The organism is Niastella caeni (genome assembly GCF_004834005.1).
GTDB lineage: Bacteria > Bacteroidota > Bacteroidia > Chitinophagales > Chitinophagaceae > Niastella > Niastella caeni.
In genome coordinates this window covers 191,207-217,929 of the sequence record NZ_STFF01000005.1, presented here as the reverse complement: position 1 = coordinate 217,929, position 26,723 = coordinate 191,207, and the positions used below count along the sequence as shown (strand labels likewise).

The 26,723-nt window shown below is 44.1% G+C and carries 21 protein-coding genes; 8 read left to right on the top strand and 13 right to left on the bottom strand.

Annotated elements, in window-relative coordinates; translation table 11 throughout:
- Positions 1 to 34 precede the first annotated feature (34 nt).
- The gene (locus tag FAM09_RS18665) at positions 35 to 3,442 is read left to right on the top strand and encodes an ATP-binding protein (RefSeq protein ID WP_136578657.1); all 3,408 of its coding nucleotides are present in this window, start codon (positions 35 to 37) and stop codon (positions 3,440 to 3,442) included.
- 68 nt (positions 3,443 to 3,510) lie between these two features.
- Here the strand turns inward: FAM09_RS18665 and FAM09_RS18660 are convergent, their stop codons facing one another.
- Positions 3,511 to 4,122, bottom strand: a complete 612-nt coding sequence (locus tag FAM09_RS18660; RefSeq protein ID WP_243751715.1) for a DNA-3-methyladenine glycosylase family protein — start codon at positions 4,120 to 4,122, stop codon at positions 3,511 to 3,513.
- 73 nt (positions 4,123 to 4,195) lie between these two features.
- Here FAM09_RS18660 and mnmD point away from each other — a divergent pair, with 73 nt between their 5' ends.
- Positions 4,196 to 4,888, top strand: a complete 693-nt coding sequence (mnmD, locus tag FAM09_RS18655; RefSeq protein ID WP_136578656.1) for a tRNA (5-methylaminomethyl-2-thiouridine)(34)-methyltransferase MnmD — start codon at positions 4,196 to 4,198, stop codon at positions 4,886 to 4,888.
- 169 nt (positions 4,889 to 5,057) lie between these two features.
- Here mnmD and cysS read toward each other — a convergent pair whose 3' ends face one another.
- From cysS to msrB, 6 genes are all read right to left on the bottom strand, one after another.
- Positions 5,058 to 6,554 carry a cysteine--tRNA ligase gene (gene cysS / locus FAM09_RS18650; RefSeq protein WP_136578655.1) on the bottom strand — a complete coding sequence of 499 codons (1,497 nt, stop codon included), beginning with the start codon at positions 6,552 to 6,554 and terminating at the stop codon, positions 5,058 to 5,060.
- 332 nt (positions 6,555 to 6,886) lie between these two features.
- Entirely contained in the window at positions 6,887 to 8,023 is a 1,137-nt protein-coding gene (locus tag FAM09_RS18645) for an endonuclease/exonuclease/phosphatase family protein (RefSeq protein ID WP_136578654.1), read from the bottom strand.
- A gap of 8 nt (positions 8,024 to 8,031) precedes the next feature.
- Entirely contained in the window at positions 8,032 to 8,958 is a 927-nt protein-coding gene (locus FAM09_RS18640) for a rhomboid family intramembrane serine protease (RefSeq protein ID WP_136578653.1), read from the bottom strand.
- 104 nt (positions 8,959 to 9,062) lie between these two features.
- Positions 9,063 to 9,755, bottom strand: coding sequence for a rhomboid family intramembrane serine protease (locus FAM09_RS18635; protein ID WP_243751714.1), 693 nt, complete (start codon positions 9,753 to 9,755; stop codon positions 9,063 to 9,065).
- A 115-nt stretch (positions 9,756 to 9,870) separates the two neighbouring features.
- Positions 9,871 to 11,313, bottom strand: a complete 1,443-nt coding sequence (gene rlmD / locus FAM09_RS18630; RefSeq protein WP_136578652.1) for a 23S rRNA (uracil(1939)-C(5))-methyltransferase RlmD — start codon at positions 11,311 to 11,313, stop codon at positions 9,871 to 9,873.
- 554 nt (positions 11,314 to 11,867) lie between these two features.
- The gene (gene msrB / locus FAM09_RS18625) at positions 11,868 to 12,461 is read right to left on the bottom strand and encodes a peptide-methionine (R)-S-oxide reductase MsrB (RefSeq protein ID WP_136578651.1); all 594 of its coding nucleotides are present in this window, start codon (positions 12,459 to 12,461) and stop codon (positions 11,868 to 11,870) included.
- Between the two features lie 293 nt (positions 12,462 to 12,754).
- On the opposite strand from msrB, the gene FAM09_RS18620 reads away from it, so the two are divergent.
- On the top strand, positions 12,755 to 13,336 hold the full coding sequence (locus FAM09_RS18620; RefSeq protein WP_136578650.1) for an adenylate kinase: 582 nt from the start codon (positions 12,755 to 12,757) through the stop codon (positions 13,334 to 13,336).
- 171 nt (positions 13,337 to 13,507) lie between these two features.
- Here FAM09_RS18620 and FAM09_RS18615 read toward each other — a convergent pair whose 3' ends face one another.
- Both FAM09_RS18615 and FAM09_RS18610 read right to left on the bottom strand, forming a co-directional pair.
- Positions 13,508 to 14,500 carry a S1C family serine protease gene (locus FAM09_RS18615; protein ID WP_136578649.1) on the bottom strand — a complete coding sequence of 331 codons (993 nt, stop codon included), beginning with the start codon at positions 14,498 to 14,500 and terminating at the stop codon, positions 13,508 to 13,510.
- A 237-nt stretch (positions 14,501 to 14,737) separates the two neighbouring features.
- A complete protein-coding gene (locus FAM09_RS18610; protein ID WP_136578648.1) occupies positions 14,738 to 15,223 on the bottom strand; it encodes a hypothetical protein in 486 nt (161 codons plus the stop codon).
- Between the two features lie 124 nt (positions 15,224 to 15,347).
- Between FAM09_RS18610 and FAM09_RS18605 the strand changes: the two genes are divergently transcribed.
- The 3 genes from FAM09_RS18605 to FAM09_RS18595 all read left to right on the top strand — a co-directional run bounded on the left by FAM09_RS18605 (position 15,348) and on the right by FAM09_RS18595 (position 18,984).
- Positions 15,348 to 15,869, top strand: coding sequence for a hypothetical protein (locus tag FAM09_RS18605; RefSeq protein WP_136578647.1), 522 nt, complete (start codon positions 15,348 to 15,350; stop codon positions 15,867 to 15,869).
- A gap of 178 nt (positions 15,870 to 16,047) precedes the next feature.
- Positions 16,048 to 18,093 (top strand): phenylacetic acid degradation bifunctional protein PaaZ, encoded by a 2,046-nt coding sequence (gene paaZ, locus FAM09_RS18600; protein WP_136578646.1) that lies wholly within the window; start codon positions 16,048 to 16,050, stop codon positions 18,091 to 18,093.
- 123 nt (positions 18,094 to 18,216) lie between these two features.
- Positions 18,217 to 18,984: an enoyl-CoA hydratase/isomerase family protein gene (locus FAM09_RS18595; protein ID WP_136578645.1), complete on the top strand. Its 768-nt coding sequence runs from the start codon at positions 18,217 to 18,219 to the stop codon at positions 18,982 to 18,984.
- A gap of 91 nt (positions 18,985 to 19,075) precedes the next feature.
- Here the strand turns inward: FAM09_RS18595 and nhaD are convergent, their stop codons facing one another.
- From nhaD to lptB, 4 genes are all read right to left on the bottom strand, one after another.
- Positions 19,076 to 20,353, bottom strand: a complete 1,278-nt coding sequence (gene nhaD, locus FAM09_RS18590) for a sodium:proton antiporter NhaD (RefSeq protein WP_136578644.1) — start codon at positions 20,351 to 20,353, stop codon at positions 19,076 to 19,078.
- A gap of 99 nt (positions 20,354 to 20,452) precedes the next feature.
- Positions 20,453 to 21,208, bottom strand: a complete 756-nt coding sequence (fabG, locus tag FAM09_RS18585; RefSeq protein ID WP_136578643.1) for a 3-oxoacyl-[acyl-carrier-protein] reductase — start codon at positions 21,206 to 21,208, stop codon at positions 20,453 to 20,455.
- Positions 21,209 to 21,367: 159 nt separating this feature from the next.
- Entirely contained in the window at positions 21,368 to 22,870 is a 1,503-nt protein-coding gene (locus FAM09_RS18580; protein WP_136578642.1) for a GH3 auxin-responsive promoter family protein, read from the bottom strand.
- 167 nt (positions 22,871 to 23,037) lie between these two features.
- On the bottom strand, positions 23,038 to 23,826 hold the full coding sequence (lptB, locus tag FAM09_RS18575) for an LPS export ABC transporter ATP-binding protein (protein ID WP_208025602.1): 789 nt from the start codon (positions 23,824 to 23,826) through the stop codon (positions 23,038 to 23,040).
- A gap of 278 nt (positions 23,827 to 24,104) precedes the next feature.
- On the opposite strand from lptB, the gene FAM09_RS18570 reads away from it, so the two are divergent.
- Together FAM09_RS18570 and FAM09_RS18565 are read left to right on the top strand one after the other, a co-directional pair.
- Positions 24,105 to 25,058, top strand: a complete 954-nt coding sequence (locus FAM09_RS18570) for a methylenetetrahydrofolate reductase (protein WP_136578641.1) — start codon at positions 24,105 to 24,107, stop codon at positions 25,056 to 25,058.
- An 84-nt stretch (positions 25,059 to 25,142) separates the two neighbouring features.
- A complete protein-coding gene (locus FAM09_RS18565; RefSeq protein ID WP_136578640.1) occupies positions 25,143 to 26,690 on the top strand; it encodes a hypothetical protein in 1,548 nt (515 codons plus the stop codon).
- Positions 26,691 to 26,723: the final 33 nt, after the last annotated feature.

The window sequence follows — 26,723 nt, the reverse complement described above, 5'->3', positions numbered from 1 at the left end:
TATACTTTAAACCTTAAACCTTCAACAAAACATTATGCAGTTAAGCGTTTTTAGTACTGATAGTCAAAAGAGCGGATTTCGGTTACAATACATGGAGATATTTAACTGGGGTACCTTTGATGATGTGGTGCATAGCATCAGGCCAATGGGTGAAACCAGTTTATTGACCGGCGCCAACGGCAGTGGTAAAACCACCTTTGTTGATGCGCTGCTTACCCTCATCGTTCCGGAAAAAAGATACCGCTTCTACAACCAAAGTAGCGGTAGTGAAAAGAAAGGCGATCGTACAGAAGAAACTTATGTAATGGGTGGTTATGGTTCCATGAACAGCGAAAGCACCGGTTCATTAAAGACCTTGTACCTGCGCGAAAATAAGGACGAGGCCTACAGCATTCTACTCGCTCACTTCGCCAATGAAGCCGAACAAACGGTCACACTTTTCCAGGTGCGGTATTTTTCTAACGGTGATATGAAAAGGCTTTTCGGCATTGCCCATAAACCCTTGCGTATTGATGAAGATTTCAAGCCATTCGACCTGAATGGTCAATGGAAGAAGTCGCTCGACCAACGTTATAATAAAGGCAGCCGTAAACAAATAGAATGGTTTGATGCTGCCAGCAAATATGCCCAACAACTGGTGCATGTATTGGGCATGCAAAGCGTACAGGCCTTGCAGTTGTTTAACCAAACCGTTGGTATTAAAGTACTTGGCAACCTCGATGAGTTTATCCGCACGCACATGCTGGAACCACGGAATATGGAGGAGTCGTTCCAGGACCTGAAAAAACACCTGGCCACCTTGCTCGATGCCCAACGAAATATTGAAAAAGCAGAAGAGCAGATAAAATTACTTACCCCTGTAGAGCAACATTTCAAAGCCTATAATACATTAAAGAACGACATTGAGGTAACAGAACAATTGTTGCAAACGGCCAGGATCTGGAACAGCTTTACGCGCAATGAATTATTACACCAGGCTATTGAAGAAAGCCATGCAACCATTAAAGACATTCAACAAAAGCAGCAGGTTGTAAAATTAACCTACGATCAGTTGCAGGAGGAAGAACGGGTAATCAAAAACCAGATCGATCAGAATAAGGCTGGCCAGCGCATGCAACAGCTTGAAAAGGATGCACAGGACCTGGAACTCAAAAAACACGAAGCAACAGAGAATCTGGCGCTATTTTCCAGTTGGTGCGAGGAATTGCATATAGATGAAAAGCAGCCTGCAGATGAATCAGGCTACCATCGGATCATAAAGGATGTAAATAGAAAAAAGCTGGAGTTGGATACCAAACAACGGCTTAATGAAGAGGATGAATATGGGGCCAAACGCAACAAAGAGAAATGGGATGCTGAGAAGAAAAAGGTGGAAGGCGAACTGAATAATTTATTACAAAGTAAAAATAACATACCCGCCAACCTCATCAGTGTGCGCAAACAGTTGTGCGACGCATTGAACCTCGATCAAAATGACCTTCCTTATTGTGGTGAATTAATGCAGGTACGAACTGAATCTATCGAATGGCAGCCGGCCCTCGAGAAACTGCTGCGCGCTTTCTCGCTTCGATTGCTGGTGCCTGATAAACACTACAAAAAAGTAAACAAGTATGTAAACAACAACAACCTGGGCATGCGGTTGGTGTATGAACACGTAACAGATAATCCTCTCATACAAAATCCGGAAAGGGATACCGTGTACGAAAAGCTGGAGTTTCATCCAGAAAACAAATTAAGCAAGTGGGTAGAACAGCAGGTTATCGCGTTTTTTGATCACGTTTGTATCAATGATGAAAAGACCATTGACCGGTACGACAAAGCCATTACCATAAACGGACTGATCAAAAACAAGTCACGCCACGAAAAAGACGACCGAACCGGCAAGAACGACCCCGGCAAATATGTAATGGGCTGGAACAATGAGAAGAAAAAAGAATTCCTGATAAAGAAAAGAAACCAGTTGGCCGACCAGGCAGTGAAAGCTAATGAAACGCTGGAGAAATGTAAAAACAAAACCGACAGGCTGCAAAAACAGTTCTATGCGGTGACCCGCATCCAGGAACATAAAGGATATGCCGCTTTGGATATAGCCGGCATTCAACGTTCCATTCATAAAATTCAGGAACAGATAAACGGATTGCGAAAGGCTAATAAAGAGCTGGATAATTTAAAAGCGCAATTAATAGATATACAACAGAAAAAAGACGAGGCGGAAAACCAACGCGGTCAGCTATTGATTGATGAAACCCGGCTCAAAGACCGTATTCAGCACCACGAACAGCAACAGGAAGCATTGCAACCACTGTTGCAACATATTAATGAAACTGATAAAGACGGGCTGTTACAATTCCAGCAACAACAAGCCACGCTGCTATCGAATATAACTCTTGAGAACATTGAAGAAGTATACGAAGAACTGAAGCTGGGGAAAATGCGTTTACATGAAAAGCAGAAAGATGAATTGCATAGAGAGGAAACGCAGTTGAACAAATGCATCAACCGCATCAAAAACCCATCTTCCGAATTAAAAAGCAAGTTCTCCCCCGAGTGGGACGGCGATGTGCAACACCTGCCCGAAGATGCCGCCTACGCCAATGAATACATTGATTGGTTGGGGAAACTTGTGCATGAGAACCTGCCAAAATACAAACGCGATTTTGAGAGTTACATCAACGATACAATTACTTATAAGATCGGTGGCCTGAATGAAGAAATGGAAAAATGGGAACGCGATATCAATAACAGCGTGCACCGGTTAAATCAATCATTGAGCGGTATCAATTTTAACCGCCTGCCCGATACTTATATTCAATTAGGAAAAAGACCCGTGCCTTCAGGAACGGATATCAAAGAATTCAGAGGCCGTTTGCTGGATGCGCTTCCACAGGCAGCCAATTGGCAACAGAGCAGCTTTGAAGAGAAATCGCGCCATTTTACCCAGAAAGTACAACCGTTGATCGATGAGTTGGATAAAAATGAAAATTACCGCAACAAGGTAATGGACGTGCGCAACTGGTTTGAATTCTGGGCCGATGAAAAATTCCGCAACACCGATGAGCTTAAGAAAACATACCGGCAAATGGGACAATTGTCGGGCGGAGAAAAAGCGCAGTTAACGTATACAATTTTATGTAGCGCCATCGCCTACCAGTTTGGTATTACGCGCGAAGGAAAGAACAGCAGGAGCCTGCGCTTTATTGCGGTGGATGAAAGCTTCAGTAACCAGGACGAAGAAAAAGCAACTTACCTGATGGAGTTGTGTAAGCAGCTTCACCTGCAACTGCTTGTAGTAACCCCCAGTGATAAAATAGCGATCGTGCAGAATTTTATTGCCCACGTGCACCTGGTGCAGCGGGTAAACAACCGCCATAGCGTGTTATACAATATGACCATTAAGCAATTAAAAGAAAGGGTTGAGGAAGTAAATGCCGTGTTGCAGTAGATTTGGGATTTGGGGATTTCGAGATTTGGGGATTTATAATTTGCGTTTGAGCTCTTATGATTTGATATTTACTTCACTGGTATATTATCTTTCCAGCGCCATAGATACATGCAGGCATAGGTGCGGTAAGGGCTCCATTTTTTTGAAATGCGCAGCATTTCTTCGCGGAATTGCTTTTTATCGGTGCGGTCGAGTTTGTATAAAGCGATCATGGCATTCTGAATGCCAAGGTCATCGATGGCAAACACGTCTTCGCGGCCTAACGCAAACATTAACAGCATTTCTACCGTCCAGCGTCCTACACCTTTTATCTGGGTCAGGTATTCAATCACTTCTTCATCGCTCATTTTATGCAGTTTACGGTGGTCCATGCCCTGCTCCAGGGTAAACCGCGCCACGTTCTGCACATAGCTTGTTTTGGCGTTTGATAAACCAATAGCACGTAAGGTTTCCGGCGCGGTAGCTATAATCTGTTCAGGTGTTGGTTCCTTGCCTTCATACAAATTCAAAAATCGCTGATGAATTACTTTGGCCACTTTGGTAGAAAGCTGCTGGCTTAAAATAGAGGCACAGAGCCAGGTGCACACATTCTTCTGTTTGGTTAAGGTGAACTCGCCATTCTGCTCAATAAGCTTTTTTATTTTTTTGTCTTTGGAAAGGTGTAAGGTATACATGGCCATAGGTATTATTAGTTTGTATGAAAGTTGTCACCTACTTGGGCTACTTTGCAATATAGCCGTTAATTTTGTACCCATGCAACGAAATTTGATCGTTACGAAAGATGGTTCGCATTCGGTTGCCATACCGGAGTGGGAAGTATCTTATCACTCGGTGCATGGCGCTATACAGGAATCGATGCATGTATTTATTGAAGCCGGTTTGCGTTACTGGTTTGGCCAGCATACCGCTGCCAGCCGGTGTGTGGTATTTGAAATGGGCTTTGGAACAGGGCTTAATGCTTTACTTACGATATTGGAAGCAAAACGGTTGCAACGGAAAGTAATGTATGAAACGGTGGAAGCATTCCCGCTGGAACATTCCATCACCGAACAATTGAATTATTGCGAAGCACTGCAACAACCCTTCTGGCAACCAATATTTGAATCATTACATTCCGGTGAATGGAACAATACCCAGGCCATTTCCAATTTCTTCTCATTTAAGAAGGTGAAATCGTTGCTGGCCAACTATTCACCGGGTGAACCAATAGACATTATTTATTACGATGCCTTTGCCCCGGCTGCGCAACCTGAACTATGGACGCAGGAAGTATTTGAGCAATTACTGAACATGCTGTCGCCCGATGGCATCCTGGTAACGTATTGCAGTAAGGGAGATGTACGCCGCGCCATGCTCGCTGCCGGGTTCAGCGTGGAGAAAATACCTGGACCACGGTGGAAGAGAGAAATGCTAAGAGCAAGCCGAAAGCTGAAAGCCGAAAGCTAAAAGCACAACAGCTACAAGCTACACGGCGCAAGCTACAAGCAATACAAAATATGGCAGCAACCATAAACCTGAATGCATTACAGCTTCTTTACTCTTCCCTATAAAAATAAAAGCTGCAAACCTCAAGTAGTTTTGCTTGAAGCTTGCAGCTTGAGGCTTGAAGCGTATTCTAAGCAAACGAATAACTTATTCCCCCATCTTTTTCATCCTTCAACAAAATACCCAGTTGTTGTAATTGCTGGCGGATCTTATCTGATGTTGCGTAATCTTTTCTTGCCTTGGCCTCTTTTCTTATTTCAATCAACAATCCAATAACACCTTCCAGTTTTCCATCTTCCTTTTCTACATCGCCTTTCAGCCCGAGTATGCCCTCCACATATTGTTTGAAATAATCCTGGAACAATTTCATAGTGCCGGCGCTGAGCGCATCTGATGCAATGTGTTTGTCCTTTATTGAATTGATCACAGGAACTAATTCAAACATATTGGCCAGCACTTTGGCTGTATTGAAATCATCATTCATGAAATCATCCAGCTCCAGCAGCAGCTTTTTTATCTTCTCATCCAGTTCCGGGTTACCGGGTGCTGACTTCAACCCACTTACTTCCAGCTTCTGCAACACTTCATACGCTTCCCACAACCGCTTTAATCCTTTTTCAGATGCCTGCAATGCCTCGTTGCTGAAATCGAGCGTGCTGCGATAATGAGTTTGTAAAATAAAAAATCGAATGGTTTGCCCTGTATAAGCCTTTTCAAGCAACGGATGGTCGCCACTGAACAGTTCTGTTAACTTGATCACATTATTATAGCTCTTACCCATTTTGCGGCCATTAATAGTGATCATGTTATTGTGCAGCCAGTAACGGGCAGGCACATGTTTATTGCAGATGGTGCTTTGGGCAATTTCACTTTCATGATGCGGAAACTGCAGGTCCATACCACCGCCATGGATATCAAATTCGCTACCCAGGTATTTGTTGCTCATAGCCGAGCACTCAATATGCCAGCCGGGGAAGCCTTCGCCCCAGGGGCTAACCCAACGCATAATATGCTCGTCGGGCGCGGCCTTCCACAATGCGAAATCCTGCTTATTTCTTTTTTCTTCCTGTCCTTCCAGTTCGCGGGTAGTCTCTAACAGATCATCCATTACGCGTCCGCTGAGCTTACCATATGGATAATTTTCCGCATACTTTTTCACATCAAAATAAACAGAACCATTCATCTCATAGGCATATCCTTCCTCTATGATCTTTTTTATCATTTCTATCTGCTCTACTATATGCCCGGTTGCGGTAGGCTCAATACTGGGATCAAGGTTATTGAGCTGCTTCATACCCCAGTGAAACAGGTTGGTATATTTTTGCACCAGCTCCATGGGTTCCAGTTTTTCCAGCACGGCTTTTTTGGCAATTTTATCTTCTGCTTCCCGCCCTTCTTCTTCAAAGTGACCGGCATCGGTAATATTGCGCACATACCGCACTTTATAACCCAAATGCATCAGGTACCGGTAAATTACATCGAACGTAACATACGGTCGTGCATGCCCGAGGTGGCTTTCGCCGCTTACGGTAGGTCCGCACACATACAACCCCACATGGCCGGGTGTAATAGACGTAAATACTTCTTTCTGCCTCGTATATGAATTCAGGACTTTCAGTTCACTCATAAAAAATCATTAAATCAAATCTGATGATAGTTAAAATAAAACCGGTAAATGCAAAAGTAAATTTATCCCGCCAGAACGGCGCAATTGATACAACAAGAATGGAAATTGAAGGATGACATGTGACAAATATAGTTATTTTGGGTAATTTATGGAACTGAAGTCGGAAGCCGGATGTATGATGTCAGAAGATTTCTGTGGTTCATACCTCAAAACAACTGGTTATCGCAAACTTCATACTCCCTATTTCTTACTTCGTTTTTCCGACGTCTGACTTTCGACCTCATTCCCCAGCACCGAATTGCAACCAGTTTATTCATCCATCTACCTTACATCTATTCCTCAGCCAGTTTAAGATCCGCTACTACCGGATAGTGATCTGACCAGGGAACCAAAAAGCGGTTGTATTGAAGCACGTCAAAGGCTTTATCGGCCAAAATATAATCAATGCGCAGGGTAGGCGACACAGCGGTAAAACTTCGCCCGATGCCGCTGCCTTTTCTTACAAAAACATCCTGGCGGTTGCCTTTTATGCGGAAATAAGTATAAGAATTAGGCACATCGTTAAAATCGCCGCAAACCACTTCGGGGTATGGACAACTGTCTAATTTATTACGGACCACGTCGGCCTGAAAACCCCTGGCCGCATAACCCTTCTTTAACTTTTTTATAATTGACCGGGAGGCGGTAACCATGCTGTCATCGGCCGATTTGATGATCTCCAGGTTCCGGTAATCGTTTTTCTGAAACAAAACCGATTGCAAATGAGTGGTATATACCCTGATCCTTTTTCCGTTTACCTGCACATCTACCCCAATGAGGCTTTCGGCTGCCCGCACATTTTCGGTACTGGGATACAAAACACGCTGGGTGTCAACGATGGGAAAACGGGAAAAAATAGCTACGCCCGCCTGAAAGCGGCCGCCGCTGGCCTGACCATAATCGATAACCCGGTAATAATATGGATAATTAAGCTGTACAATAGCGTTGGTATTGCTGTATGCGAAGGATTTTCCCAATTCCAAAAACTCCTGAAAACATAAGATATCTGCGTTCTGTTCTTTAATAAAAGCGATCATGTTTTTGCGGTAGTCTTTACGCAGCTTGTTCTTTTTGTTATGCTCGTCGAACCAATGCACGTTCCATGTTAAAACGCGCAAGGCGCCTTTGGGCTTTTCAGGTTTGAAGGAAGTAGCAAAATGAAGCCCTAAAAACACGCGGATGTTTGCCAACCCAAGTAGCAGCACCAATGCAGAAAGAACGGCCCACTTTGAACGGAGCATTAGCCAGAATACCAGGAAGCATACTAACATGATCAACAGCACCGGAAAGCCGAGCCCCAGTAATGAAAAAAACCACCATTTAGAAGGATGCAGCCAGGCATTAACGCAGGCTACCAGGAAAAGACCGGCGATAACCGCATTCAATATAATGCATAACCGCTTTGTAAATGTTCTAACAAACCGGGCCATATTTAAAATTACAATTCTTCATCTTCTGCGGCCCGTTTCAGAATGTCTTTTTCTTCATCGGTGAGAAAACGATAGCCTTGTTGATTGATTTTATCTAATATTTCATCAATCCTTTTCTGCGTAATGTTAGGGATCTTTTTATAAGGTTGGGTTCCTCTTGCATTGTAATGCAGGTCGGTTTTTGCAGTTTTCTTCCAGCTTTGCCTGTCGGGGTTGAACAGATTGCCTAACCAGTCAAAGAAATTATTCATCCAGTTGCTCCAGTCACGCCCACGACGCATTTGATAAATAAACAAAAATCCTACACCCGCGCCTGCCAGATGGGCAAAGTGCCCCGGTTCGCTCTTTTCAGTAGCCATGAGCGAAATATCGATAATTAAATAAAGTACCGTCAATATCCACAATGGAATACCACCATTGATCATTGGGAAAATGCGATAATCAGGCGACAGCGTAGTAGCAGCCACAGCAATGGCCATTATTCCGGCCGATGCGCCTACCAGGGTAACGCCAGAAGCAGCAGGCACCAGTTTGGGAATTAGATTGTAGCATAACACAAAAAATAATCCGGCGCCCACACTGCCATATACGAATAGCGGAACCAGTTTTTTATTTCCCGTTAAATCCTGGAATATATAGCCGAATGCCCATAGCCATAATAAATTTCCTACAAAACTCCAGATAGCGCTATGCATGAACATGAAGGAAAGCAGCGTCCAGGGACGAGTCATCATTTTTTCAAAATCACCGGGTATTACCAACCAGTTGAAAACATTCTGGTCATAGGCAGCCAGGTCTTTATCGGCTATATTATATACAAGCCATATAAATTTAAATACGCAGAAGATTATGGCTAAAACACCAACCAGCATGACCAGGGAATTGCCGTCCTGGCCCAAACCAATTCTTTTCCTATACCTATCTTCTCTTAGCACGGAATATATTTTAGTGAATTTACAAAACAGCTTGCATAACCCATAGTCAATAGGTGACCCTCTCCGCTATTTTAACAGTTAAAAGGTACACAAAGTTGAATACGTTAATAAAAGGTACGCCGGTTTGTTTTATTCATTGTCATTACTAAAATTAAACCTACAATGGCGCCGCCTACGTGAGCGAAATGGGCAACATTATCGCCGTACCGGGGGTTAATACCACCAAACAGGTCGAGCAGGAAATATCCTATAACAACATATTTTGCTTTTACCGGTACTGGCAAAGGGAATATGAACAGCGGGGCATTAGGAAAAAGATAAGCAAAGCCCACCATAACGCCATTAATTGCTCCCGAAGCGCCTACTGCACCCCAACCATAAATAGACCTGGCACGCGCTGCGAACTCCGCTTCTGCCATTTGTCCGGCAGAAAACTTATCCATTAAAATGTTCATTTCTACAGCCAACGCACCCAACTGTATTATAGCAGCCCCAAGCCCGCATATCATGTAAAAAACAAGGAACCGTTTACTGCCCCAGACTTCTTCGAGCGTTGTCCCAAACATCCATAGCACAAACATGTTCATAATAATATGTCCCCAGGACCCATGCAAAAACATATGGGTTATCAATTGCCATACTCTAAAATCAGGGGATTTATAATATTGAAGCGCAAAAAGATTAATTAATTGGTCACCAAAAGTCAGCTCTGCCAGCCAAACCAATACATTAATAATAACCAGGTTTTTTATTACTGGTGGAATTGCACCAAACCCTCGCATTCGGAGATCTGCCATTCTACTAATTTTATAACGTGAATTTCGGGATGTTTCTTTGAATATAGGATACGTGAATTGTTATTTTTGGGCTTCGCGGAACTATTTTATTTCCCGCTTCAGCTTTTTATTTCCGCTATACCTCTTTCAGGCCACTACGCAACCTTAATTGAACTACATTTTCAATGTGATGTGTGTGCGGGAACATATCTACCGGTTGTACCCGGGTCACTTCATATTTTTCATCGAGTAAATTAAGATCTCTTGCCTGGGTAGCCGGATTGCAACTAACATACACCACCAGTGGCGCAGCTGTTTCCAATATTTTACGCACCAGCTTTTCATGCATACCGGCCCGGGGCGGATCGGTAATTACCACATCAGGCTGCCCATGTTGCTGAAAAAACTCACTGCTACAAACGTCAATTACATCACCTGAAAAAAACTTCGCATGTTCAATGTGGTTGAGCGCTGCATTTTCCCACGCATCTTTTATCGCCTCCTGCACTGTTTCAACCCCTATTATTTTTTTGGCTTTGTCGCTTACAAATAAACCAATACTTCCTGTTCCGCAATACAGGTCGTACACTGTTTCTTTACCGGTTAATTCAGCCAGCTCGCTGGTAACCTGGTACAACCGCTCGGCCTGGCGGGTATTGGTTTGAAAAAAGGATTTTGGACCGATCTTAAATTGCAATTTCTTTCCTCCCGGCCCTGTATGCAGCGTTTCAATTATATATCCTTTTCCATAATATGCCTGCGGATCCAGGTCGTAAATAGTGTCGTTCTTTTTTGGGTTGATGGTGTACAGTAATGTTGTAATACCCGGAACCTGTTTTAATAAATGGTCGAACAACCGGGTCCTTTCTTTTTCATCGTCATAACCAAAACACACGTTTACCATTACTTCGCCGGTGGTGGCCACCCGAACAATGAGGGTGCGCAGCCAACCCTGGTGAAAACGGATGTCGTAAAAACTGAGGTTGTGTTGCTGTGCGTAATCGCGAATGGTGTTCTTAATGGCATTTACCGGCTCGGCCATTAAATGGCAGGTGGTAATGTCTATCACTTTATCAAACAAGCGGGGCACGTGAAAACCCAACGCATTCTCCTGTTCAATAACGGCATCTTTTGCAGCGGCAATTTCATCAGGCAGTAAATACCGGCGGTTGCTGAAAGTAAATTCCAGTTTATTCCGGTACCGGGCTGTTTCCGTACAACCTATTATAGGCTGAATGGGCGGTAATTGCACTTTCCCGATTCGCCGCAGGTTTTGAACTACTTCGTTCTGTTTATATTGTAATTGTTTTTCATAAGGAAGCATTTGCCATTTGCATCCGCCGCAAACGCCAAAGTGGTCGCAAAACGGTGTAACCCGGTCGGCGCTCCAGGAATGAAAATGAATGGCTTTTCCTTCTGCCCATTCTTTTTTACTCTTTGATAACTGTACATCCACTACATCGCCCGGAACGGCGCCTTCAATAAAGATAACCTTGCCGTCTTTTTTGCTAAGCGCCTTGCCCTCTGCTGCATAATCTTCAACAGTAACCTGTTGTAACACCGTCTTCTTTTTATTCATGCCGCAAAGATAGTTCGAAGTGGTAAGTTGAAGGTATTCGAAAGAAAGTTTGGAGGAATATTCATTGGGGGCCAGAGCGCGGAAGCAGGCGGTAAGAAGTAGGAAATAAAAAAAATATACATTTCTCTGGTTCTTAAGGGTTCAAAATTTTAGTCCGGAAGTCAAAAACCGTACACCTGATTTTAAATATAGAACCGGGACGGGCCTTCAATTACACTGCGAAAAAAAGGCAGCCCTGTCAAACAGGGCTGCCACCTTCACGCTATTATTACAAGCAAAAATAGACCAGTGGTTAAATAACCACAGTCGTTAATTCAATAACAATATCCCACTATATAAGGTTGCTGTTATTTTGATTTTTGCTAATTATTTTACACTGAGAAGACTGTTCCCCTCATTCCCCTGCAGGCTCCGCTTTACATCCTTTCTGCCATTCCCAGTCATGCGCCTGGATGCACCTGACTTACAAGAGGTTGTGGCTGACTCACCCTTCCCATGAGACCGTTGAGATTAAGGCAGTTTGCAAGAACCAATCTTCAATAGCGAACCGGCTACTACTCGCCTTTTTTAACTTCCTTATTTTGCTGATCGCCTTCGTTGTACTTTTTCTCAGCGGCCTGGGCCTTCTCAAAATCAAGCACCACTCCATTTATGCAGTACCTCAGGCCGGTTGGAGGGGGCCCATCTTCAAAAACATGGCCTAAATGCGCCTTACAACGGCCGCACATTACTTCCGTGCGGCTCATTCCATGCGTATTATCGGGCGCATAAATAATGCTACTCTTGCTGATGGGCTGATAAAAGCTGGGCCAGCCGCAGCCACTTTCAAATTTGGTATCGCTCTTAAACAGCGGATTACCGCAGGCTGCGCAGTAAAAAGTCCCCACTTCCTTAGAATTTTCAAATTTGCTTGTCCAGGGTCTTTCTGTTCCCTTTTGCCGGGCAATGGCGTACACATCGGCCGGCAGGATCTTTCTCCATTCTTCATCGCTGATATTCACCTTCGACGAATCGCTGCGGGAATAAACCGGGTTCTTTTTTGAAGTATCCATATTTTCCTTTTTCGTTGTATTTGATTGAGAATAAGTGCATTGCTGAAAAATAACGGCCAGCATTATCATTAGCAGGCTTTGTAAAATGCGCTTCATAAAAATTGATTGTATTTATCAAATGTACGTAGCCTGTTACCGGTTTGGATGTCAGTTAACCGACACCTCCAAGAGCTTAACATTTTGTTGATTGGATAGTTCTATCGCTTCCGTTCTGGCCACCCTTACTTACTTATTGATGAAAACCAGGCCAACCCTTGCCATTCGCGGCATCCATAGCAAAAAAATACTAATCCCATTAAATAATTTTTAATCAGAAAGCCCATATTCTAAAGAGATTATTTCTGCTGTTGGTTTATATTTGCCCACTCCAAAAGGGACAGACTAAAAACATGTTTAATCTTATATTATTCGGACCTCCCGGTAGCGGCAAGGGAACTCAATCGGAAAAGCTGATAGAAAAGTTTGGATGGATCCACCTTTCGACCGGTGATTTGTTGCGTAAGGAAATTGCGAACGCTACCCAGTTAGGGCTTGAGGCAAAATCATTTATGGATAAAGGCCAACTGGTGCCTGATGAAGTAGTTATTGGTATGATAGGTTCAGCCCTGGATGCCAACCCTGCTGCCAAAGGCTTTTTGTTCGATGGTTTTCCAAGAACAGTAGCCCAGGCCGAAGCCCTGGATGCTTTACTGACCGAAAAAGGCAGTGAAATAACGTTGGTGCTGGCACTGGAGGTGGGTCAGGAAGAACTGGTTGCGCGCCTGTTGAACAGAGGTAAAACTTCTGCCCGCAGCGACGACCGCGATGAAAACGTGATCCGCAAGCGTTTGGTAGAATATGAGACTAAAACGGCTATTGTGGCCGACTACTACGCCAAATTCGGTAAAGTAGCTAAAGTAAAAGGAGAAGGCAGCATTGACGAGATTTTCAGATCGCTGAGCGCTCAAATTGAAGCTAAACAGCCAGCCTAAGAAAGCGAAAAAAATAATACACTGGCAGCGATAGCTGTTAACAGTTTATAAATATTTACAAGGCGTGCCACGGTCCTGAGCTAAGTCGCGAAGGAAATCCGCAGCACGCTTTTGTCTTTTATGGCGCCAACCTTTTAGAGCTGCCGGGTTTTCGATCACTTTTATGAGTGATTACCGCATTTCCCCCGGTATAACGGTTATGGTTGTTTTATGTCCGGCCCGAAGCACCTGCACCTGTATTTTCTGCCCTATTGTTTTTTCGTTTAACTGTTTATGCAGGTCATCGATGGTAGCCACAGGATGATCATTAAACCCAACAATAATATCCCCGGAGCGCAGCTCACTGTTATATACCGGTATATCGGCCTCTATTTCTGAAATATATACCCCTGTATTCCGTTGCAACCGGTTGGCTGCGATCATGCGTTCGGTAAGGTTTACCAATTGCCCGGCCAAACCGAGATAACCCCGTTTTACTCTTCCCTGCATAATGAGTTTGCCACTAACATAGGCGGCCAGGTTAGAAGATACCGCGAAACAAATGCCATGGGCTGTTGGTATCATGGCGGTGTTAACGCCAATAACCTGACCCAATGAATTCACCAGCGGTCCGCCAGAATTACCGGGATTCAGCGAAGCATCTGTTTGAATGACATCGTCGATAAGCCGGCCATCAGAAGCGCGCAGGGTTCTGCCCAAGGCGCTTACCACGCCAGCCGTAACCGTATGTTGTAAACCTAACGGATTGCCAATGGCAATGGCAATTTGCCCAACCTGCAACTGGTCGCTATTGGCAAAAGACAGGGCTTTCAGGCTATTCTCATATATTTTAAGAACGGCAATATCAGTGCTGCGGTCGCTGCCTTTTAATTCGGCATTCACTTTTCGCCCGTCGGCCAGGGACACTTTTATTGACCCTGCATTTTCTATAACGTGGTGATTGGTAACAATAAATCCATCAGAAGAAATAATAAAGCCAGAACCGCTGCCCTGGTTAACTCGCTCCTGACGCGTACGCCGGTCCATTATTTTTTTAGAAACCTCAATATGTACCACGGCTTCAGCTATGCTGCCTACAACGCCGGTAATGGTTTTAGAATAAGCATCCAACAGTTCATGATCGGTATGCTGTATAAATTGAACGGGTGGTTGAATCGTTTCCATAATTTTACACCCGGCAAATTATTTACCAGAAGCAAATTGTGACAGGATGACGGAAGACGGTGAATGGTGAGTGGTGAGTGGTGAATAGCCCGCGAATGTTGAAACTAATTTGCAACCTTGCGCCGCCGAAAATAATTGCCCATTGCCCATTGGCTTTTGTATTTCCCGGTAACCGGTACCTGGTAACCGGCAACAACTAAAGAACCAACTGCCTGTTGTTTATTGGTAGCTCCCTTTTTAGGGAGCTGGGGGTGTTTTCAAAACCGAATCTGCCTGTTGTAATGCAGAAAAGATAAGCTCTTTCACTACCGTTACTTTTTCCTTTTCCCCTTGCAGGTACTTTATACGCAATTCGGGATTGTTGGTGGCTGAATCTACTTTAAATGCGTCCATCCAGGTATTCATTTCTTTATTTGCATTGGTCAGCGCTGAGTGCAGATCGGTCAGGGATTGCTTATACGTTGTATTTATTTTTTTCGCAGGTAATTTATTGAGGCTGTCGAGCAGGCGCTGGGTTTCATTTAAATTTTTACGCAGTTTACCCACTTTGGCCATTCCGGCATCGTGACCCAGCATTACATCGTGGTACAAAGAGTCTTCCTGGGTTTTCAAAACCGGGGTAAAACCATCTTTACGATCGGTAGTTTCACCCTGGGAAGCATCGTTATTGCACGCAAGGGCAACCAGGCCAATGCTTATAAGTGCTATAATTAACCGCGACATAAATATGCTTGTTTTTACTATTTAAAAAATCCGGTCAAAGTTAACTTCTTTTATACGCTACGTTGCTTTAAATCCGTTTTATAATTGGTTTAAACTAATTTCGCACCATTAATCCTGCAGAACAATGGCAAATTGTTACCGGCTTACCTTTTTAGCATTGCTCCTGTTTGCAAAAACCGGGACTGCGCAAATTAAACCGGGACCTATTTTCAGACTGGGCGCTACTGTTTCGTTTGGATTATCACACCTTACTTCCAACACCGTTGGTATCGGTGGCCTTGTTGGCGCCGAAAAAATGATCACCAAATACTTTGCTGCCGAAACCGAAGCTTCTTATAACTACTTTACGGGCGACAAAGCCATATATGTTGATTCTAAAAATAAATCATACGCCATTCCCCTTTTAGCAGGCATAAAAGCATACCCCCTCTCAAATGTGTATGCTTCACTCCGTACCGGCGCTGTATACTTTCTGTTAAATGATATGTCATCGCCCCGGGTACGGTTAGGATACGGCCTGGCGGGCGGTATTAACCTGCCTCAAAAAACCAACCGCTTAAATGTACAGGTGGCTTATACCGGTTTCCAGTATGATGGTATTAGCCGGGGATATGCTACATTAGCAGTTGCGATCATTATCAAATAAGCGAAAAACTAGAAACGGGCATAACAGGCTCTGGCTGGCTAACGTCGGCCCAGGAGTTGAGTGATGCAAGGTGCTGCGAACAGAAATGAAGTTTCGATTATCAGAGACCTTTCAGTTTGCCATCTGCCGTTTCACGTTGAGTCGCTGCCATTTGAAAAAAACAAAAACTACATTTTTCATGAAAAAACTGGGCAATTATGTAACCGGCCGGTGGATCACTGGCGACGGAGACGGACAAACATTGTACAATGCGGTAAACGGCGAAACGATTGGCTATGCTTCTACCCGCGGGCTCGACTTCAAAGCCATTCTTGAATACGGAAGAAAAACAGGCAACCCGGCTTTGCGTAAACTCACCTTTCACCAACGCGGCCTTATGCTACGCGCCCTGGCATTACACCTGCGTAATCATCTCTCTACATTTTATTCCATAAGCTATAAAACCGGCGCTACCAAGGCCGATAGTTGGGTTGATATAGAAGGCGGTATCGGTAATTTATTTTCCTATGCATCTCTTCGACGCAAATTCCCCAACGAAACGTATTGTATTGATGGCGAAGCGATACCACTCGGTAAGGGCGGCACGTTTATGGGACAGCATATACTGGTACCAAAAGAAGGAGTAGCCGTTCACATCAATGCATTTAATTTTCCGGTTTGGGGTATGCTGGAAAAAATTGCAGTGAACCTGCTGGCCGGCGTACCGGCTATTGTAAAACCGGCTACCATAACGTCATACCTTACCGAAGCTGTGGTACAGGAAATCATTGCTTCCGGCATTCTACCCGAAGGCTCATTACAGCTTTTGTGCGGTTCAGCCGGCGACCTGCTCGATCATGTTACTGCGCAGGATATAATCACTTTTACCGGCTCAGCCTCTACCGGTTTACAATTGAAATCGAATGCCCGTATACTGGCGGAAAATGTGCCCTTTACCATGGAAGCCGATTCACTCAATTGTATTGTGCTGGGCGAAGACGTAACGCCTTCCATGCCTGAGTGGGATATTTTCATTAAAGAAGTTCGCAAAGAAATGACGACCAAAGCCGGACAAAAATGTACGGCCATCCGGCGCATCTTTGTTCCGCAAAATAAAATGGAAGACGTATGGCTGGCGTTGGGAAAAGCGCTCAGTCAAACAACCATCGGTAACCCCGAAAATGAAAAAGTGCGCATGGGCTCGCTGGCCGGACAAAGCCAACGTGAAGAAGTAAAAGCACAGGTGCAAAAATTACTGGCTTCTTCCCAAATCGTTTACGGATCGCTCGACAGTGTACAGGTAGTAGATGCCGATGCTCAAAAAGGCGCCTTCATGAGCCCATTGTTATTAAAGAACGAAAACCCTTTCGACAACGAAGCCGTGCATAACGTTGAAGCGTTTGGCCCCGTAAGCACCATTATGCCTTACAATACCATAGACGAATCCATTGCACTGGCCAAAAAGGGAAAAGGCTCCCTGGTTTGCTCTATTGTTACTGCCAGCAACGCCATTGCAAAAGAATTTGTTTTAGGCTCAGCTACTCATCACGGACGGATACTCGTATTAAATAATGAATGTGCCAAAGAAAGTACCGGCCATGGATCGCCGTTACCTATGCTGGTGCATGGCGGACCTGGTCGCGCGGGTGGTGGGGAAGAAATGGGTGGCATTCGCGGCGTTCATCATTATATGCAGCGCATCGCCCTGCAGGGATCGCCTACTGCCATCACTGCTATTACCAACGTGTATCAACCGGGCGCTCAAACCCGCGAAGAAGAAAAGCATCCTTTCAGAAAATACTTCGAAGAACTGCAAATTGGCGATACCGTTATTACGCATAAACGAACCGTTACCGAAGCTGACATTGTGAATTTTGCCAATGTAAGCTGGGACCATTTTTATGCGCATACCGATCATACCTCGCTGCAAGGCACCATCTTTGAAAAACCTGTTGCGCATGGCTACTTTATTTTAAGCGCCGCAGCCGGTTTGTTTGTTGATGCCAAAAAGGGACCCGTAATGTTGAATTACGGTTTGGAAGAATGCCGGTTCATGAAACCGGTATATGCCGGAGCTACCATTGGCGTTCAGCTTACCTGTAAAGAAAAAATTGAACAGGAAAAGAAAGACGACAATGACATTGCCAAGGGCATTGTAAAATGGCTGGTGCAGGTTACTGATGAAACCGGCGAACCCGTAGCAGTGGCTACCATACTCACCATGGTGGCTAAAAAAATACAATAACAAGAAAATAACGACCCCGCCCCCAGGTTGGGGTCGTTGTTTTAAAGTATTTAATAACTTTATAGAAAGAAACCCTCCGCAGACAACCAACCCTTCTATTACTCGCTTGTTAAAATTAATTTTATGTCCTTAGGATATGTAACATCACATATAGATCATAATGGTGTTAACACCATCGAATTCTTTCATCCGCAAAGCAATTCATTGCCAGGTAAACTGCTCGAAGACCTGGCACAAACCATTCATGGCGCCGGTAATGATGACGATACCAAAGTAATTGTGCTACGCTCCGCCGGTGAAAAAGTATTTTGTGCCGGCGCTTCTTTCGATGAACTGGTGGCCATTAAAACCCACGAGGAAGGATTAGAATTCTTCAGCGGCTTTGCCCATGTAATTAACGCCATGCGCAAATGCCCGCAATTCATTATTGCCCGCATTCAGGGCAAATGCGTAGGTGGCGGCGTAGGTATTGCTGCCGCAGCCGATTATGCCATTGCAGCAGAAGGCGCCGATATTAAGTTAAGCGAGCTGGCTGTGGGTATCGGACCATTTGTAGTTGGTCCGGCAGTAGAACGAAAAGTAGGTCTGGCAGCTTTTAACAACCTGGCTATCGATGCTACCATGTGGCGCAATGCGGAATGGGCAAAAAGAAAAGGATTGTATTCCGAGCTTCATGCTTCTATAGATGACATGGATGAATCTGTTCAACGTTTATCTTACACGCTCGCGCATAGCAACCCGCTGGCCATGGAAGAAATGAAAAAAATGTTCTGGAAGGGTACGGAGAACTGGGACCAACTGTTGTTGCAGAGAGCTGCGATCAGCGGCAGGCTTGTATTAGGCGCTTTTACCCGCATGGCCATTGAGAAATTTAAAGCGAAAACAAAATAAAAGCAGGTTACAGGTTGCAAGTTACAGGTTACAGGGGGGATATAATATGCTTTCTCCTTGTAACCTGAAACCTGTAGCTTGTAACATTTGCCTAGAACATCTGCTGTAACAAAAAAACTGCAATCCCCGCTACATACCCCACCAACGCCAGCCAGGCAATCTTTCTCAAATACCAGAAAAACTCGATCTTTTCAATACCCATCGCCGCAACACCTGCTGCCGAACCAATGATCAACAGGCTGCCACCGGTACCGGCACAATAAGCCAGGAAATGCCAGAAAAAATGATCAGCGGGATATTGCTCAAGACTATACATACCCATAGAGGCTGCTACCAGCGGAACATTATCTACTATAGAGGATAACACGCCAATTATAACCACAATAATCGTGGGGTTGCCTATCTGTTTATTAAGGCTCTGCGCTACATCCAGCAACGCGCCAATAGATTGTAAAGAGGCTACGCTGATTAAAATGCCCAGGAAGAATAGAATACTCGGCGTATCGATCTTACGCAAGGCATAAAGTACCGACAGGAAATGCTTGTCCTGCGTATCTTTTTCGTGATGAATGATCTCTGTAATCACCCACATAATGCCTAACCCCATCAACATACCCATAAAAGGCGGCAAATGGGTAACCGTTTTAAAAACCGGCACCAGCAACAGGATCAAAATGCCAGATACAAATACAATGTTCCTATCACGTACCGGCGTTTCTGATTTGGTTGTTTTAGCTTCTTCGGTTCCGCCTACCTCCAGCGCTCCCCGCATACGAAAAGTCATTACTAACATGGGTACAGCAGCACAGGCAATACTTGGTAAAAAAACGTTTAACATGATTTGAGCCGTAGTAATTTGGCCGCCAATCCATAGCATGGTAGTGGTAACATCACCTATAGGCGACCATGCACCACCGGCGTTGGCAGCAATAACCACCATACCGCAAAAGAATAACCGGGCCTGTTTGTTCCTGATCAGCTTTCTGATCAGGGATACCATTACAATAGTCGCAGTGAGGTTATCTAATACGGCAGAAAGAAAGAACGACAGCGCACCGATCAACCATAACAGGCGCGATTTCTTAGTTGTTTTAATGCGGCTGGTAATTACTTCAAAGCCATCGTGCGAATCAATCAGTTCTACAATGGTCATGGCCCCCAGCAGAAAAAAAAGAATACCGGCAATGTCGCCCAGGTGTTCGGTGAGCTGTTCATTTACTGCATGTTTATCCGGGGCATACAGGATGTAAATTGTCCAGCACAATACGCCGGTGATAAGGGCGGAAGCCGCCTTATTCAACCGGATAACATGCTCCATAGCAATGGCTGCATAGCCAAGCATAAAAACGGTAAGTATAACAGCAACCATCAATAGTAAATTGGTAAAAAAATGCCTTCCGTACAGAAGGCACAATCTTAAAGATACATTTTTTCAACACTGTCTTTACACACAATGATGAAAACCATATTAAATATTTAATCCACCACAGGCGCTTATTACCTGGCCGGTAATGTAAGAGCTCATGTCAGAAGCCAGGAACAAAGTTGTGTTGGCAATTTCTTCTGCGCTGCCAAAGCGGCCTAAAGGAATTTTTTCCAGGAAGGCCTTAGCTCCATCACCATCTTTCAGATAATGGGTCATATCGGTTTCAACAAAACCAGGTGCAATAGCATTGCAACGAATGTTACGGCTACCCAGTTCAAGCGCTACCGATTTGGTAAACCCGATGATACCGGCTTTACTGGCAGCATAACTGCTTTGTCCGGCATTACCACGTACCCCAACAATCGAACTCATGTTTATGATAGACCCTTTTTTTGCTTTCATCATGGGGCGAATGATCTGTTTGGTCATGTTGTAAATGCTTTTCAGATTTACATTCATTACATCGTCCCATTGTTCGGGTGAAAGGCGGAGCAGTAAATTATCCTTTGAAATACCTGCATTGTTTACGCAAACATCTACCGTACCGAATTCTTTTATCACATCATTTACGAACGATTCACATTCGGCAAAATTACCGGCGTTGCTTTTATAGGCTTTGGATTTAACGCCCAGTGCTTTAATTTTTTGTTCCAACTGAGCGGCCTTTTCGGCACTGCTGTCGCTAACATAGGTAAATGCTACGTGGGCGCCATGTTCAGCCAGTTTATACGCGATAGCTTCACCAATGCCACGGGCTGCACCGGTTACAATAGCAATTTTTCCTTCTAATAATTTCATAGTATCGTATTTGGGTGAGCAAAAGTACAGAAATGAAGTCAGATGTCGGAGGTCAGAAGTCGGAGATCGGTATTAGGAGGATTCCGAATTATGGGGTATCAAATAGTTTTGAAGATTGAACAAATGAGATCTTCAGACATCAGACCTCAGAAATCAGTCTTACAGAGAAAGTATTTCTTCTATATATTTTCTGTCATTGCTTAACCGGGGCACCTTGTGCTGACCGCCCAGTTTTCCTTTGCTCTTTAACCAGGTAGTAAATACTCCTTTCGACAGGGACCTTACCAATGGTATGCGAAGGGCAATATCTTTATGGCGTTTGGCTTCGTAATCGCTGTTCACGCTTTTCAGGGCGCTATCCAGCTCAACGGCAAAATGGTTTAGATCGGCGGGTTCTTTTTCAAATTCTATCAGCCACTCGTGGCCGCCATTACCGCTTTCACTAAAGTATACCGGTGCAGCGGTATAGTCATTTACAATGGCGCCAGTTTTTTCGCTGGCTACGGCTATAGCTCTGTCAGAATTATCAACGATCACTTCTTCACCAAAAGCATTTATAAAATGTTTAACCCGTCCGCTCACCTTTATTTTAAATGGGTTTAAAGAGGTGAACTGAACGGTATCGCCTAATAAATACCGCCATAAACCGCCATTGGTGCTAACCACCATAGCATAATTTTTACCCAGCTCCACTTCCTGTAACCCAATGGTTTCAGGGTGAGGCTTTCCATATTCTTCAACCGGCATAAACTCCATAAAAATACCATGGTCGGTGAACAACAACATGCCATCTTCACCCGGGATATCCTGCGCGGCAAAAAAGCCTTCACTGGCATTGTACATCTCCAGGTAATGGATAGGCTTACCTATTAATTTCTGAAACTGTTCTTTATAAGGGGTAAACGATACTCCACCATGCATATATAACTCCAGGTGCGGCCACACTTCGGCCATGGTGCTTTTACCGGTTAATTCCAATATACGCCTGAATAATACGAGCGTCCAGGTGGGCACACCTGAAATGGACGTAACATTTTCTTTTATGGTGCTGTATGCGAGCTTTTCAATTTTGCTTTCCCACTCATCCATCAGGGCAATGCTCAAATCGGGTACGCGCAGCCAGTGTCCCCAGAAGGGAGAATTCTGTAACAAAACGGCACTCAGATCGCCGTACTGAGCTTCCGCATTCAGTGGGTTTATATTATGACTACCACCAATAACCAATCCCTTACCGGTCAACAGGTCCGAATCGGGATTGAATTGATAATATAACGTCAATACATCCTTGGCTGCTTTGTAATGGCAGTCTTCAAGGCATTCGTCGGTTACGGGAATGAATTTGCTTTTATCGCTGGTGGTGCCGCTGCTTTTGGCAAACCAGTACACAGGCGTATTCCACAAGAGGTTCTGCTCGCCCTGCATGATGCGTTGAATATAGGGCTGCAGGTCTTCATACTCATGAATAGGCACCGTTTGTTTGAAGGTCTTTACGTTGAACAGGCCGGAAAAATTGTACTTTCTGCCAAACTCCGTGTATTGGGCAGACGTTACCAGGTCCTGCAAAACTTCCCGTTGGGCATCTGCGGGATTATTTTTCCATCCCTCTATGCGCCACAAGCGCATGCGGGCCAATGATGATATGGCAGGCGATAATAATTTCACAATACGAATTTCCCTCTCGGCAAAATAAAGAATTTGGAGGAATAAAAATCAGGTATGCAATGCTCAGTTCACTTATATCTATAAACTGACCATGATATGACTTTATTTACTAATGGTTGATTATACGCAATTTTGAGACCATCATCAACCACTCTGATTTATAGCAATTATTTGTTGGCTGAAACGTCTATAATGCCTTTAAGCGCTTCTTCATGTAAATAATCCTTTCGCTTCAACTCGAAATTGCGACCCAGGTATAACCGGCGCACCTGCTCATTCTCAGCCAGTTCTTCAGCCGTTCCATGCTGAAATATTTTTCCATCAATAAGCAAATATGCCCGGTCGCAAATGGAGAGCGTTTCGTTTACGTTATGGTCGGTGATCAAAATACCAATGTTCTTATATTTCAGGCGGGCTACCACGGCTTGAATATCTTCAACTGCAATGGGGTCTACCCCGGCAAAGGGTTCATCCAATAATATGAACTTAGGGTCAACCGCCAATGCCCTGGCTATTTCAGTTCTTCGCCGTTCGCCGCCGCTCAGGGAGTCGCCATTGTTCTTGCGAACGTGGTGCAGCCTGAATTCATCGAGCAGGGCTTCCAGCTTCTGGCGCTGTTGGGCTTTGGTAAGCCTGGTCATTTCCAACACCGCCTTTATATTATCTTCCACGCTTAATTTACGAAATACGGAGGCTTCCTGGGGAAGGTAGCCTATGCCCAGCTGGGCTCGTTTATACATCGGCAATTTGGTAATTTCTTCCTGGTCGAGAAACACCTTGCCTTCATCTGGCTTTATTAAGCCCACTACCATGTAGAACGTAGTGGTTTTACCGGCTCCGTTGGGACCCAGCAACCCTACAATTTCACCTTGCTTTACGCTTACCGAAACATGATTTACCACGGTACGGTTACGGTAAATTTTTACCAGTTCCTTTGTATTAATCTCGCTGATCAATTGTAATTAAGGTTTCCGGCAAAAATACCAGAACTAATTCAAATACATAGCCCCGGATACGGTAATTTAACAGGTATTTGCCATCCGGATTTCCTGCGTTATGTTTGCAGGCCGGTTTTATGGTGTAAAATGGCCATTTTTGCTAATGCGCTTATTTTCAATGGAACAGGAAATGTTTTATTTCACTTAACCAATATAGAATACTTGCAAGGCGACACCGCCGTTCTATTACAGGACTTAAATTATGGTGAGGCCTTTGAAAAACAGTTTTTATTTACATGAAAGTTATCGATCACATCCGCCAGGCAAAAGATTCGCTTATTTCGTTTGAAATATTACCGCCATTAAAGGGTAAAACCATTAACTCTATCTACGAACACCTTGATCCTTTGATGGAATTCAAGCCTGCGTTTATTAATGTTACTTATCACCGCAGTGAACATGTTTTCAAAAAGAAGGCCGATGGCACTTTTGAAAAAGTAGAGGTGCGTAAGCGCCCCGGAACAGTTGGTATTTGCGCTGCTTTAATGAACCACTACCGGGTTGATGCCGTTCCACACCTGATCTGCGGCGGCTTTAATAAGCGGGAAACTGAAGATGCCCTGATCGACCTGCATTTTATCGGGGTCGACAACGTTCTTGTATTACGCGGTGATGCAGCCAAAAATGAAACTGTTTTTGAACCGGAACCAGGAGGTAACTCATATGCCCTCGACCTGATGAAACAGGTGGTGAACCTGAACAACGGTGTTTACCTGGAAGAAGATATCCGGGATGGTTTTCGTACCAATTTTTGTATTGGCGTAGCCGGTTATCCCGAAAAACATTTTGAAGCGCCCAACCTGCAAACCGATCTGGCCTTTTTAAAAGCCAAAGTAGCAGCAGGAGCCGATTATGTGGTAACCCAAATGTTTTTTGACAACCAGAAATATTTTGACTTTGTAAAGCGCTGTCGCGAGAACGGTATTACCATACCAATTATTCCTGGTTTAAAACCCATAACCAGCAAAAAGCAATTGTCGGTTATACCCCGTACGTTCCATGTTGATATTCCCGATGACCTCAGCAACGAGATCATAAACTGCAAAACAGATGCGGATGTTGAAAAAGTTGGAACGGAGTGGCTGTTACTGCAATCTAAAGAATTAAAGAAAGCAGGTGTACCGGTACTGCATTACTATACACTCGGAAAACCGAAAGTAATTTATAATGCAGTGAAGCAACTCCTGTAAATAATAGCTTTTTATAAAGAAAGGGTTTAGCCAGGTGTAATGCTTCGCTAAACCCTTGCTGTTTACATCCTAAAACTCCTCAGCATGACCGACAAGACAGGCTTTAATAAATTGACCGGAGGCCTGTTTGTGATCGGCGCCCTTGTTGGCCTGTACTTCCAGTTTGCCTATCACAAGTTCCTGAATAATGATACGCTGTCATACATTAATATTGCTGAGCGATATGCCGAAGGCGACTGGCAACACGCCATCAATGGATTCTGGTCGCCCATGTACTGCTGGATATTATGCCTTTGCAAACTGGCGGGTTTGCCGTTATTGCAAAGTTGTTATGTAATAAACTTTATAGTAGCCGGCCTGGGGTTATATATCTTATGCAGTTTAGCGCGACGCTACCTTACACAACCGCTGTTCTATCTTTTTTTTAGCCTTTATGCTTTGTTGTTGATGTTATTCTATGCCATGTCATCGCTGACCCCCGATCTGATGTCGGCGGTTTTTTGCGTATGGTTCCTGTTGCTGGTAACCGATCAACGTTTCGCATTTAATAAACAAATACCTATCCTGGCCGGCATAGCGGCGGCCTGCGCCTACTTTTCGAAGCTGTATAATTTCGTACCGGTAAATTTATTTTTGGCAGGGCTGCTTTTATGGGCGTTCTTCAAAAACAAATCTTCCAGATCAAAACAAATAAAACCAATCTTAAGAACATACGGCGTTTTTATACTTTTTGCGGCTATTTGGACCACTATTTTAAGCGTACATGAAAATAAGCTGGTCATTACCACGGCAGGCCAGTTCAATCATAATTTTGTGAGCCCCCATTATAAGCGGGGATATCCTACCAATGTCGGTCTTTATGCCCCCCCTTATGAAAAAGCATACAGCGCTCACACCGATCCGGGTCATATGTTAGATGATTATGGCTGGTCGCCATTTAGTGACACAGGTAGTTTTCTGCACCAGGTTTCGCTGATAAAGAATTCCATCAGGGAATTAATCTTTAACCTGGATGCCACCGGCGCCAAATGGTTAATATTATTCACCGCCGGGTTGATCTTGTTTATAAACAGGAAAAAAATTATGCCGACTTATGACCGCAGCATTTATCAAATAGCATGGTTCTTTGTATGCTACCCGCTTTTGTACCTGCCGTTATTCATTCTTGACCGGTATATTTTAACCTGTATCATTCTTTTTCACCTCCTCCTTTTCGTCATTGCACAATTGGCATGGCGCTTTATTAACAGGAAGATCTATGTGCCTGTTATAGCGCTCTTATTAGTTGTAAGTGTTGTGCCTTTTGTATTATCCGGTCAGCGTAAATTAATTCGTAGTTCAAGTGAGTACCGGTATTATAAAAGCTTTTATCAGCATTTGCCTCAGCTTTCTTTCCTGAAAGACCAACCCATTGCATCCGACAGGTGGTCTATGGTTCAGGCAACGCAGCTTTGTTATCATTTGAAATGCCGGTATTACAGTACCTGGGCCGATGATCAATACAATTCCCTCAAACAATACAACATCCGCTATCTGGTATCTCAAAAGGACCTGACCTCTTTTTCTTTTCTTCAGGTAAAAGAAAAGCTGTTGCTCGAAAAAGAACCCCTTTACATATACGAAATACAATAAAAAAACCCGGGAGTATAAGAACCCGCACAATGG